The organism is Flavobacterium sp. 38 (assembly GCF_057799715.1).
The window spans coordinates 266,159-278,410 of sequence record NZ_JBYNWZ010000001.1; the positions used below are offsets into that span (position 1 = coordinate 266,159).

Annotated in this window: 14 protein-coding genes; 1 reads left to right on the plus strand and 13 read right to left on the minus strand. The window is 34.0% G+C overall.

Features of this window, described 5'->3' with window-relative positions:
- Positions 1 to 72 precede the first annotated feature (72 nt).
- Positions 73 to 654, plus strand: a complete 582-nt coding sequence (nadD, locus tag AC3E9W_RS01190) for a nicotinate (nicotinamide) nucleotide adenylyltransferase (protein WP_488766366.1) — start codon at positions 73 to 75, stop codon at positions 652 to 654.
- A gap of 457 nt (positions 655 to 1,111) precedes the next feature.
- Here the strand turns inward: nadD and AC3E9W_RS01195 are convergent, their stop codons facing one another.
- The 13 genes from AC3E9W_RS01195 to AC3E9W_RS01255 form a co-directional block, all read right to left on the minus strand.
- Positions 1,112 to 2,581 (minus strand): nicotinate phosphoribosyltransferase, encoded by a 1,470-nt coding sequence (locus tag AC3E9W_RS01195; protein WP_488766368.1) that lies wholly within the window; start codon positions 2,579 to 2,581, stop codon positions 1,112 to 1,114.
- Positions 2,582 to 2,623: 42 nt separating this feature from the next.
- Entirely contained in the window at positions 2,624 to 3,565 is a 942-nt protein-coding gene (locus AC3E9W_RS01200) for an ADP-ribosylglycohydrolase family protein (protein WP_488766369.1), read from the minus strand.
- Positions 3,562 to 4,293 carry a metallophosphoesterase family protein gene (locus tag AC3E9W_RS01205; protein WP_488766370.1) on the minus strand — a complete coding sequence of 244 codons (732 nt, stop codon included), beginning with the start codon at positions 4,291 to 4,293 and terminating at the stop codon, positions 3,562 to 3,564. Before AC3E9W_RS01205 ends, AC3E9W_RS01200 begins: the two co-directional genes overlap by 4 nt.
- A gap of 2 nt (positions 4,294 to 4,295) precedes the next feature.
- Positions 4,296 to 4,838 (minus strand): RNA 2'-phosphotransferase, encoded by a 543-nt coding sequence (locus AC3E9W_RS01210; protein WP_488766371.1) that lies wholly within the window; start codon positions 4,836 to 4,838, stop codon positions 4,296 to 4,298.
- Between the two features lie 309 nt (positions 4,839 to 5,147).
- Complete coding sequence (gene ybiA, locus AC3E9W_RS01215; protein WP_488766372.1) at positions 5,148 to 5,675, minus strand: riboflavin biosynthesis intermediates N-glycosidase; 528 nt, start codon at positions 5,673 to 5,675, stop codon at positions 5,148 to 5,150.
- Between the two features lie 8 nt (positions 5,676 to 5,683).
- Entirely contained in the window at positions 5,684 to 6,769 is a 1,086-nt protein-coding gene (locus AC3E9W_RS01220; RefSeq protein ID WP_488766374.1) for an adenylosuccinate synthetase, read from the minus strand.
- 59 nt (positions 6,770 to 6,828) lie between these two features.
- The gene (locus AC3E9W_RS01225; protein WP_488766376.1) at positions 6,829 to 7,782 is read right to left on the minus strand and encodes a bacteriophage abortive infection AbiH family protein; all 954 of its coding nucleotides are present in this window, start codon (positions 7,780 to 7,782) and stop codon (positions 6,829 to 6,831) included.
- Positions 7,783 to 7,957: 175 nt separating this feature from the next.
- Positions 7,958 to 8,827, minus strand: a complete 870-nt coding sequence (locus AC3E9W_RS01230; RefSeq protein ID WP_488766377.1) for a hypothetical protein — start codon at positions 8,825 to 8,827, stop codon at positions 7,958 to 7,960.
- 2 nt (positions 8,828 to 8,829) lie between these two features.
- On the minus strand, positions 8,830 to 9,165 hold the full coding sequence (locus AC3E9W_RS01235) for a hypothetical protein (RefSeq protein ID WP_488766379.1): 336 nt from the start codon (positions 9,163 to 9,165) through the stop codon (positions 8,830 to 8,832).
- A gap of 130 nt (positions 9,166 to 9,295) precedes the next feature.
- Positions 9,296 to 10,138, minus strand: coding sequence for an ADP-ribosylglycohydrolase family protein (locus AC3E9W_RS01240; RefSeq protein WP_488766381.1), 843 nt, complete (start codon positions 10,136 to 10,138; stop codon positions 9,296 to 9,298).
- 10 nt (positions 10,139 to 10,148) lie between these two features.
- The gene (locus AC3E9W_RS01245; protein WP_488766383.1) at positions 10,149 to 10,619 is read right to left on the minus strand and encodes a nucleoside 2-deoxyribosyltransferase domain-containing protein; all 471 of its coding nucleotides are present in this window, start codon (positions 10,617 to 10,619) and stop codon (positions 10,149 to 10,151) included.
- Complete coding sequence (prs, locus tag AC3E9W_RS01250; protein ID WP_488766385.1) at positions 10,616 to 11,449, minus strand: ribose-phosphate diphosphokinase; 834 nt, start codon at positions 11,447 to 11,449, stop codon at positions 10,616 to 10,618. Before prs ends, AC3E9W_RS01245 begins: the two co-directional genes overlap by 4 nt.
- 74 nt (positions 11,450 to 11,523) lie before the next feature.
- On the minus strand, positions 11,524 to 12,216 hold the full coding sequence (locus AC3E9W_RS01255) for an NUDIX hydrolase (protein WP_306153597.1): 693 nt from the start codon (positions 12,214 to 12,216) through the stop codon (positions 11,524 to 11,526).
- Positions 12,217 to 12,252: the final 36 nt, after the last annotated feature.

Sequence of the window (12,252 nt, forward strand, 5' to 3'; positions counted from 1 at the left end):
GATTCGCTAAGTTGAAATAAAACTTTGCGAATCTTTGTGTTATCTTAGCGACTCTTTGCGAAACAACAAAAAATGAAAATAGGTCTTTATTTCGGCACATATAACCCAATTCATGTCGGGCATTTGATTATTGCCAACCATATGGCAGAATATGCCGATTTAGATCAGATTTGGATGGTGGTTACGCCACATAATCCGTTAAAAAAGAAATCGACTTTATTAGACGACCAACAGCGCTTGCAAATGGTTTTTCTGGCAACAGAAGATTATCCGAAAATAAAACCGTCTGATATCGAATTTAAATTACCTCAACCGAGCTATACCGTAATCACTCTAGCACATTTACAAGAGAAATATCCAAATCACGAGTTTTCTTTGATTATGGGTGAAGACAATTTAAAAACGCTTCATAAATGGAGAAACTATGAGGTGATTCTCGAAAACCATGATATTTATGTGTATCCAAGAATTTCAGATGAGCCTGAAAACACCGAATTAAAATCGCATCCAAAAATTCATGTTATTGATGCGCCAATTGTAGAGATTTCTTCGACTTTTATTCGAAATAATATAAAAGAAGGAAAAAATATTCAGCCATTATTACCGCCGAAGGTTTGGGAATATATTGATCATAATAATTTTTACAAAAAATAGAAACAACATTTTTTTGATTTCAATTGCCTCCAGCTTTAGCTGGAGGTTTTTATTTTCAACAATACATGGCTTTAGCCAAAAACTCGCAATTTTGGCTAAAGCCATTTTTGCCCATACATTTATTCATCTCCAGCTAAAGCTGGAGGCAATTGATTTTTAATCAATCTTTATCAAAAATTACATATAGCAATAGATTTTATCGAGAAAAGTTTCGTAGAAACGACCTATTTTGTAGCGACGGATTTTAATCCGTCGATTTAGAATTACCACCATCCAGAGTTCCGTAGGAACGACGTATATTCTTCAACATAATTCGAGCCTATGGCTCTCACAAAAAAACTTATCTCATTATTTTGACCGGATTAAAATCCGGCCCTACAATATGTTTCGAGCCGATGGCTCTTTTTTAAATTAAATAAAAAAGCCTGAATCCAAAAATTCAGGCTTTCGTTTATAATTAAGCTTCGATACTCACGTCGCTTTTTACTCTTGTTCTAATCTCAGTCAAAGTTTGATCTATCAAAAGTTTTCCATCTCTGAAAACCTCCTTTAATTCTCCTTGTTTTTCTTCTTCCCAAGAAACATTATCCGTTAGATGATACTTGCCATCGATTAAATCAATTTTCATTAATCCTTTAGCCGATTTTTTAGTTCCGTCGTCTGTAATTGGATCTTTGAAGATGGCTCTTCCCTCTCCGTTCACTTCTCCGTAAGTTGCTTTCATGGCAAAACCAAAAGTATCTCTAGTATTGTATTGGTATGTAAAAGAACCGATTCCTAAAACCACATTTGTAGAGGCAAATCCTTTTTCTTTTAATCTTTCGCAGATTTGAGTTGCTCTTGCCACGGTAATACTGTCTCCATAAATTGCTCCAATTTGCGGAACCAATTCTTTAAATCCTTTATCGTTTGTGGTTCCGCCAAAAACATCCCAAAGCAATTCGATAACACCTTTTTTCTCTTGTTCAGTTTTTCCGTTTGGATTTCCGCAGATGATATCTACTGGATCACCGCTGTCAGGACGAATTACTACTTTTCCTTCCCTAGAAACAATTTCATTTTTTAACCTTGGAAGATAATCTGTTAGAACTTTCCATAAATCCCAAGTATCAGAAACGATAGAAACAATTCCTTTTGGATAAACTTCTGTAATTAATCTTTTGAAAGTTTCGTACTCTCCTTCCGTGGTTCCCATACACATTACAGAATGCTCGGTTGCCGCAACTGAACCCGCAACCAATTCCTGATCTGAATTGGCGTTGTAATATTCTTCTAAAAAGTCAATTACTGGAATCGTATCTGATCCTGTAAAACTTAATAAATGTCCTGCTGCAGAAGTTAAAGCAGCTTCGATTCCGCCCATTCCTCTCATAGAGAAATCGTGCGCCTGCCAATCTACAAATTCTGGTACAGAAGAAGTTTCTGCTGCATATTTATCTAATACTTTTCTATATTCTTTTGCAATTGTAGCAGAATTACAAGGCAACCAAACTACTGCAGAAAGTAAAGTTTCGAAATAGTTCGTCAGCCAGAAAAATTCTGGAATTGTATTGTACATCGTAAACATTGGCACTCTCAACGGAACGCTCGCTCCTTCTGGCAATGCTTTAAAAACCATCGGAATATATCCTAAGTCGTGTAAATCTTCGATATGCTTGGTTCCTACTTGGTTTTCCCCCAAATAATTATTGATTCTGCGAGCATATTTCTGAACCACTTCTTCTTTTGGCTTTTTGAAAAAATACTCTTCGAAATCATGAATAATATATTTTTTGATAAAATACTGCAATCCGAAGAAAACGACTTCATCAACTGTTTCAATTCTTGATTTTCTTGGCGTCCAGTTAGAATATACAATTGTAGTTCCGTCTGGATATTGTCTTCTGTGGTCAACTTTGTAACCGTCGGTTAATAATAGTGGGTTCATATATTTGTGGTATTATTTTAAATGTTCGTATAACTCTGTTTTCTACATTAATTTTTTCGCCAAGCGTTCTGCCAAATCTTTTATATCGTCAACTCTGACTAAATTCTCTATCCATTTCTCCGGAATTCCATCGATTCCGTAATAAATTCCTGCCAAACCTCCAGCAATCGCTCCTGTGGTATCGGTGTCTTCTCCTAAGTTTACGGCTTTTAAAACTGTTTCTTCGTAAGAATCTGAATTTAAAAAACACCAAATACTGGCTTCTAAACTATGCAAAACATAACCCGAAGATTGTATTTCGTTTTCGTTATATTTCGAAATATCAGTTTTTAAAACTTTATCAAATAACTGAATTTCTTGAGGATTAAAACTTTTATTTTCTAAAAATTTCGAAAGAACATTCTGCATGCCTTTATAAGCATCGAACTTATCTTTTTCTTTTAGAATTTCCAAGCAATAAATCACGTAAATAAAACAAGCAAATATTGATCTAAAATGTGCATGAGTTATCGAAGAAACCGCTTTGACTTTTTGATAAATTACTTCAATATCTTTTTCGTTTTGAAGATACAAAACCAAAGGCAAAATACGCATTAACGAACCATTCCCGTTGTCTTGTTCAGAAAAACCGCCACATAAATCGGGCTGATGGCCTTTCGAAATATTAAGAATGGCATGCGTTGTGGCTATTCCGATATCAAAAACTTTTCCATGCGGTGTCCATAAATCTGCATTATACCATCTCACAAAGTTTTTAGCGATATCATTTAAATCAAAACCTTTACTTAAACTTTCGGCTAAACAAAAAGCAAGTGAACTGTCATCACTCCAAGTTCCTAAAGGCTGATGATGCGTTCCAAAACCAAACATTTCAGTAACTGGGTTTTCTTTTAAATAAGCTCTAGATTTAAACTCAACCGGAACTCCTAAAGCGTCGCCAATTGCAACTCCAAGTAAACCTGATTGTATTTTATTTTTTATCATTTATTTCTTCCTTTTTCGTTCGGATAAAACGTCTGCACAACATCACTTTGCCAAAAAACTTTTGATTCAATATCCATACAAGTAAGTTTTCCATAAAAACCAGCTCCCGTATCAACATTCCAAACATTGCAACCCTGCATTGGGATTTCTATATTGTAATGAAGCGTTGGCGTATGACCAATATAAATTTCATTAAAAAGCAATAATCTTTTTGGATATAAAACCGAATCCTTCTTGATTCTTTTATCCATTGTTAAAGCCATTTCCCAAAGTGTTCTATCCCAAGAAAAGTTGCTTTGATAATGTTCTTTTTCTGGTCCATGCATAGATGAAAAACCAGCATGGATAAACAAATTGTTGTTTTCATCGACGAAGTAATCTTTCATATTTACAAAGAAATCAAGATGTTTCTGCTTTCGCGAAAGATCCATATTCTGATAACTTTTTATGGTTGATTCGCCTCCGTGCATAAACCAAATTTCGTTTAAAACATCGTTCATCAGCCATTCGTGACACCAAACATCGTGATTTCCTCTTATAAAAATACATTCTTGTTTTTTTGATAATTCAATAAGAAAATCAATAACCTGTGCCGATTCGCTCCAGCCGTCTACATAATCGCCAAGGAAAATTAATCGGTTATTTTCAGATAAATCAATTCTTTCCAATAACTGAATCAAGGCTTTTAAACCTCCGTGGATATCTCCAAAAACAAGTGTTTTTTTCATTTTTAAAATTCAATATATTTCGCAGGAACCTCATCCGTCAACCAGACATTATTCTCGGATAAATAAAATATAAATCCATCTTTATGCATAGCTCCACTTCTTATGGTTAAGATTTGTGGCACTCCTCTTCGGCTTCCTACTTTTGTTGCCGTTTCTTTGTCTTTGCTCAAATGCACGTGCTGACGGCTCATTTTTTTCAGACCTTCATTGCGAATGTTTTCCATGAATTTGCCAACTGTTCCGTGATATAGATATTCTAAAGGTTCTGCTTCTGCTAAATTTAATTCGACAGAAATCGAATGCCCCTGACTTGCACGGATTTTGGTTTTATCTTCGTTAAAAGCGAAACGCTTTTTGTCATTATTTTCTACAACGTAATTCAAAAGTTCTACATCAAGTTGATTTCCTTTTTTATTACATTTTACAATTAATTCATCGACATCTGCCCATCCATTTTCGTCTAATTTTAATCCGATAGTTTCAGGCGAATGTCGCAGCACCAGGCTCAAAAACTTGCTGACGCTTTTTGCTATTTTTTCATTCATCTTTTGTCTTCTTATCAATCAAATGTTCCAATGAAACATCTTTGGGATTCTATAATTCGTTTAATTTTTATTTCTTTTTTAGTGTGTTTGCAATGAGAAAAATTTAAAAACTATAAAGTAAACTCTATGGTTTATTGTTTTGCTAGTTATTCGATTTTAAATTTTATCGATAATTTTTCAAATAAACCTTGCAATGCATTTTTTATTCATTTTAATCAAACGTTCCGATGGAACGTTAATCCAATTTATCAATATTTTTCTACCGATGAATTGTTCCTAACGGAACAACCTTAATGAATCCGAATCAAATTATTTCAATTCATCCCTAACCTCCATCAAAGCGAAACCTAGCAAATTCAATCCTTTCCATTTTTCAGGGTGACTAGCATCAGTATGATCGCTTGCCATTCCGATTCCCCAAATTGGATCTACGGGACTAGCTTCTACTAAAATTCGGTCATTGGTGTTTATAAGGAATTCTTTCAAGTTTGGGTTTTGACTGAATTTATGGTAGTTTCCTAGTTTTACGATTTCAAATCGATTTTCTAACCAAACTTTATCATCATAATTTCTAACTTTTCTGCCCAGTTTTTTAGCTTCAGCTGGAGATTTACATGCTATAATTTTAGCTAAAATCTCCTGATCGTTAAATATTTCGGCTTTCTTCGCCATCATCCAATGTTCAGCTGTTTTGTAAGTGACATTTTCTACTTCAAAAGAACTTAACCACCATTGGCTGAAACAGGTTTTAGAAATGCTTCCGTCTTTAGTTGGCTGGTGTCCCCAGAAAAACAAAAATTTACTTTCTGGAGCTATATTTTCTATGTTGTATTTCATTTTTTTATTTATTGGTATAAAGAAGTAATGTTTTTGAAATCTTTGGAATCGGGTGAAAACGATCCGTAGATTGCTGCAAACTCTGTTGTGAGACTTTCGAACTCATAATTTTGCTCTTCCAGCTGATCCATACAGGTTACAACCAAATTTCGTTTTGCCATTGGGCTGTAAGCTGCATCGAGTTGAAGAGCGTAATTCAACAAATTATAATCGAGAGCTCCAAAACGCAAATCCTTTTGGAATTCGTTAAAAACACAAGTTTCTTCTTCGTTGTTTTTTAATTGTAATTCTCCTTCATTCGGCATCCAGCCATTTCCGTGTCGTGTGGTGTAACTTCTGGTTGCGTAATAAATATCGATATCTTCAATCTTCAGTTTATTACAAATTTCAATTGCATTTTTTGAAGTGGTATTTGCATAAGTCACATTCGGAAAAACACCGTGATCCATGTCTAATAGAATTCCTTGGCTTCCTTCAAAAATTAGATTTTCATACTTGTTTAGGAAAGTATAATCAACAATATTCCATTGTAAATTATCAATCGCTTCCAGATAACGTTCCACTTCTTCATCAATTCCGCTTTCATTTAAAAAGCCATAATAATATGCGATCTGATTTAGTTTTTCTAAAAGCATTTCGCGCGGCGCAATCAAATCGATGGCGAATAATTTGTACGGACCTTCGTTTCTTTTCATCGTCGAACCGATACCTTTTCCGCAGGTTCCGTTTTCGATGTTTCGGACATTTCCTCTATTGTGCCAGACGTCAAAAGGGGTTGTGACTTTTGCTAACGGATGAATGTATAAATCCAGATTAGCATTTTTTTCCTTTAATTCTTCTCTTTCGTTGAATAAAAAAAGCGGATGAATCGTGCAATGCTCACTGTAATAAGATGGAAGACCACGAAGCGCTCCACTTGCAAAACTCGAATGCACGTGTTTTCTATCGTCGATCATAACCGTGTGCGCGGCCTGCTGTCCTCCCGAAAAGCGAATAACTATAGATTCAGGGTTTTGCTTTGCCAGAAAATCTGTTGTTATGCCTTTTCCTTCATCACCAAATCCTAAACCTATAACTATTTGTGCTGTTTTCATTTTGTTATTTTTTTGCGGATAATTTTTGAACGTCTTTTACATCTTGTTCTTTTCTTTGTTTACAATAATTTTAGTTGAGTATCTTCAATTTTTAACTCGTTGCAATATTTATATTCTTGCAAACTTTTTATTATTTTAAGTTCTTCCATTATTTTTTTAGCAGCTTGCTTGTCTTCATCTGAAAAGTAAGACAAAGTCCATTTTGTTTTTTTATCAACTAATTTTGCTATTTCTTTAAAGTATGGAAAATCTATTTCATTGTAAGAATGCCCTAAAACGATAACTTCATCGACTTTTGAAATATTATTAAAAAATGTAGAATGATTTTGTATAATTTCTTCAGTATGTTTTCTCATCATATCGTAAAATGTAGAAACCGCATTTTCCGCAAATTGTTCGTGCCCTATTTCACTCGATTCAATATTTCCATATTCATCTGTTGTTAAAAAGGCATTTTCATCTCCATATAATGCTTGTTTAACATTAAAGTCTTCTGTTTTTTTTCCGTGTCCAAAGATCAATTCTTCTCCAACTTTATTATGAATATGTAAAATATTTGATTCTGAAATTTTATATATCTGCTCCAATACCTGTGTATAGTTAAAAGTTATAAAGTATGAAGACGCATCCAATTTATAAACTTTATTTACTTGTGAAACTTCTAAGGATTCAATCCATTCTTCAAATCCCGACCGAATATTTTCTAATAATTCTTCACATTCCTGTTCCACGTAAATTTCTGCATTATACCAATCTCCATCACTAAAATCATCAGAGCCAAAACTAGGAACGTTTTCACCAATAATTTCTGATAACGTATCATAAATTATATCTTCCTCCAAACTTTTTTCAAAGTCAGACCACAAATCAGAATCACTATCTATTGAGTAGAATCTCTCCATTATTTCTAATACATCTCCTCTATTTTCATTGAGATAATCGTAAAAATCAGAATACCTACACGGTATATTGTGACTAATGTCGAATCCATTTCCTATTACAAATAATTTCATTTTGTTATTTTTTTGCGGATATTTTTTTCTTAAACACATAGAATCATAGCTTTTAGGAACGTATAAAAGGCGTTTCACTCATTTCAATTCACATAGCTATGTGTTAGAAACTAGTTTCTTTTTATCTTCTTTATTCGGAAACAAAAAAACTATGTCTCTATGTGTTTAAAAAAAACTAAAGCATTTGTATATTATCTAAACCTGTATCATTTGAATCAGAAACTGGTTTAGTTCCCAATCCAGAACTTTTGTGTTTATCGCAGATAATCTTTTTAATTACATTCGGAATTTCTCTGTGGTCTTCAATGGATAAGCAGTTTTGTCCCAGCAATTCTTTCCATTCTACATCGGCATTAATCGCCTGACCTGAATGCAACACACTAATATGATATACATCGTAACGTTTTTGCGCTTCTGCTAACAATTCAAGATGCGTATACGTCTGTTGTCCCTGCCCCATTATTTCTTTGATCGCAGAAGCCGGAAGTGTTTTCAATCCTGGTTCGTCACCAACAGTAAACAACAATCCTTTTTGGCCTCTTTTTTCGAATGCATCAGTTTTGGTATGAAAGGCTGCGAAATACCATGCTAAAAGATAACTTTCGCCAGCATTTCCTCCGCCTCCGCCTTCGATGTACGTTCTCGTTAACCACATATCCAATTCTTCGTCGCCAGACTCAAACTGTCCAACTTGAAGCGGAAATCTGTCGCATTCGTGGTCTCCGATTCCTAAGAATAAAAGTGCTGGATCTGGAACACCACCTTGAATAATGCCGCCCATTAATTTTGGCAATCCGTCTTTGATCAGTTCGTGCGGAATATGTCCCATACTTCCTGTAACGTCCAAACCTAAAATGATTGGAACTGTATTTGGATGAACATCAGAATCTCTGGCTTCTCTAAAAAGCACTCCGTTTGGATTCATCGATTCGTGAGCCATGTGTAACGCATTCTGTGTAAAAATTTCAGCAGCTGATTTACTAGCATAACCTACTTTTTTTGCTCTGCTTTCGCGAGCACCGAAATCATATCTTGTACCTCCCATAACTAATATTTTTTACCGAATAAATATTCAAATCTCTTTTTTGTTACTTCAAACTGAATGTTTAAATTTCTGATCGTCAGCGAAAGTTCCATGTCTTTCTGTACAAAAGTTTCTGGCTGAAAATCGGCAAAGGTCAAACTGTTTTTATCCAACGGGCTAATATCTATCAGTCCTTCTTGTTCTCTTTCGAGTCTTTTGATTTTTAATTCGATATCTTCGACTCTTCTTCTGTAAATTAATTCAGAATCTTCACCAATTACTTTGGCTCTGTCTTCTCTAATCTGATCATTGTTTCTTTTTAAAGACTCAATAAATCTTGGTTTTAAATCGTCGCTCATAACTTTTTGGTTGTTTAAATTTTGTTTCAAGTTTCAGGTTTCAAGTTGTGTACTTGACTTGAAAATTGGTTTTAAACTTGAAACGGTTAATAGATTTATTTTTTTCAGAATCTGCATTTAACCTGAAACCTTAAACTTGAAACTTTAATGTCAATTTATGATCTAGGTCAATCAGAAAATCTTTTCCGTAAGTGCCGTTTTCCAACTCATCGTATAGAAACGTTGGCAATGTTTTTTCACAGTCTTTTTTGTGACTTAAGATTGCCATACACAAAGCAGCTACAGTATCTGTGTCTCCGCCAAAATCAATTCCTTCTTTCAAACAATCTTTCATAGAATTGGCTTCAGAAACAATTTTGATAACAGCCTGAGTCGTAAAATAACCGTGCATATCAATTGGTGAAGTCACTTTATAGATTTCTTTTTCTTTTAAAGTATCGTTTATAAAATCGATCAATGAACTTTTGTCACCCAATTGATATCTGTAAAAATGAACAGCTAAAGCGATTCTTTTTGCACAGCTGATTCCTTCTGCTGTATTATGAGATGTTTTGGCTTGAATTTCGCAAAAATCAAGTAGTTGAGGAATATCTTTTAGCAAACCAATTGAGTACGCACGCATCGCAGATCCGTTGCCACTGCTTCTGTTATCGATTATTTTTAAAAAGTCATTTCCGTTTTTACTGGCATCTAATGCATTATAAACACGATCCGAATAACCTCTTCTTTTATCTCTGTGAAAAACTTCTACAAATTTATCGGCTACTTTTACTTCGTTCCAATTATCATCTTCTAATAAAAGTTCTGCAATTGCAATGGCCATTTGTGTATCATCTGTGTATCTTTTGTAGATTTCAGTATACATTCCGTGTTTATGATATTGGGTTAAATCATTGTTTTTAATAATATAATCTAATCCCTGAAATTCAAATCCTGCACCGTATGCATCTCCGATTGCGGCTTGTAGTATCATATTTTGGCTTTTATAAATTGATTAAATTCTTTAATGCTGCTATTAATTCTTCTAAATTTTCGAAAGTTGGAATTCCCTTTCGTTTGCAGACTATATCAATATTTCCTTTTCTCCAAAAACCTTCTTCACAGCACACCAGCATCTTTTTGGAATCGGCAAACAATCCGAGTTCGAGCATCGAAATAGGCGATTTAGAGTTTTTATCAAAAAACATGATAATGAAATCCGATTTTTCTAAAGCATCTAATTCCCAGTTGACCTGATCGTTGAATTGTTTGTTTTCAATAGATTGTGTCCAGCTAGAATCCCAATTGGTTCTTCTTGGGTTTAAAACAACAATCTCTTTTTCGCTGTAAAAACTCTGGAAATCATCGATTACTTTTTGCTGCCAATCTGCTGAATTTCCCATTTCGATTGTTCCAGCCAGAAATATTTTGATTCCTTTTTCTTCAATTTCACTGACTGGATAAACTACTTTCATATTAATTGATTTAATCCAATCACCTGAACACTTTCTCCGTCAAAATCTTTAAAAGAGTTGGTTGTGAAAATTCCGTCGAAGCAGTTTAAAACTTCAAAACCTTTATTGAAGATTCCGTGGCTTACTGCTAAGTATAATTTTCCAGCGTTTTTCTTTTTTAGTTCTTCGGCTAATCCTACGAAAGTTCCTCCTCCGTCACATATATCATCCACAATTAAACAATCCATTCCTTCTAAATCATCATTGTAAACTTTAAAACCAGATAGTTTTCCCGTTTTTACATCACGGCTTTTACTACATTCTACCACTTCAACTCCACCTAAAAATTCAGAAACTTTGTAGATTTTCTTTAAAGCGCCACCGTCTGGAGAAATCAATTTTACATTTTCGCCTATTCTATTTAAAACTTCTTTAATAAAAGTATAGTTTGGAATTACTGTACTATTATTTAAAAGAGCCGGAGTAACTTCTGAATGCGCATCAAAAACAAAAACTTTATTTAACTGCATCGCATTGATGATATCTGCATATACTTTTACAGACAACGGTTCGCCTGGAATCATAACACGATCTTGTCTTGCTGCTGGAAAATACGGAATAAAAAGATCGATGATCTTCACATCCATTCTTCTTAATGCATCAACAGTAACACACAATAATCCTAAATCGTTGAATGAATTTAATCGATGTGTAATAGTTACTTTTCGATTTGGATCAAAATCTGGAGCAATTTTGATGTGCGGTTCTCCTCCAGAAAAAGTAAAACTTTGAAATTTGATTTGTTCCTGATTTTGAAAAGGAGCGAATTTTGGGTCGAGATTTAGTATCATAGTTTTATAGTTTGCGTTAATTATACGCAAATGTAGAATTTAATTTTAAATAAACAATTTATTTTGTGTAAAATTTACGCAAACTTTATTTCGAAGTGAATGCCTTCTTTAATTAACTCTTTATATTTCAGCTTATTAAATCGAAATAATTTTGCCGGACGGCCTGTTTTTATTGGAGAATAATTTTCTGTTTCTTCTACAATTCCGAAACTGAGGATTTTTTTTCGGAAGTTTCTGCGCTCAATTTCTTTTTCTAAAATGGTGCAATAAAGATTTTCGAGTTCTGAAAAAAGGAACTCTTTTGGAAGCAAATCGAAACCAATTGGCTCGTAACTTAATTTTGCTTTCAATCTTTCAATCGCTTTTTTAAGGATTAAATTATGATCAAAAGCTAGTTTCGGAATTTCATTTATTTGAAACCATTGCACTTTATCAACATCTGAATCTGCTTTTATCTCAAGTTTCGAAGGATCGACCAATGCAAAATAAGCCACAGAAATCACACGGTTTCTTGGATCTCGTGTTATATCATCGCCAAACGTAAACAATTGTTCGAAATAGTTTACTTCGACATTGGTTTCTTCTTTGAGTTCCCGTTTTACAGCGTCGTTAAGTGATTCATCATTTTTGACTAATCCGCCTGGCAATGCCCAATACGATTCTGCCGAACCGAATTTCTGCTGAATTAAAAGCACATACAATTGACCGTTTTGATACCCAAAAACAATAGCATCAACTGCAACTCTAATATTTTGTAGATTTTCCATAATCAAAAAGGTTTGGCACTAATTTCACTAATTTTT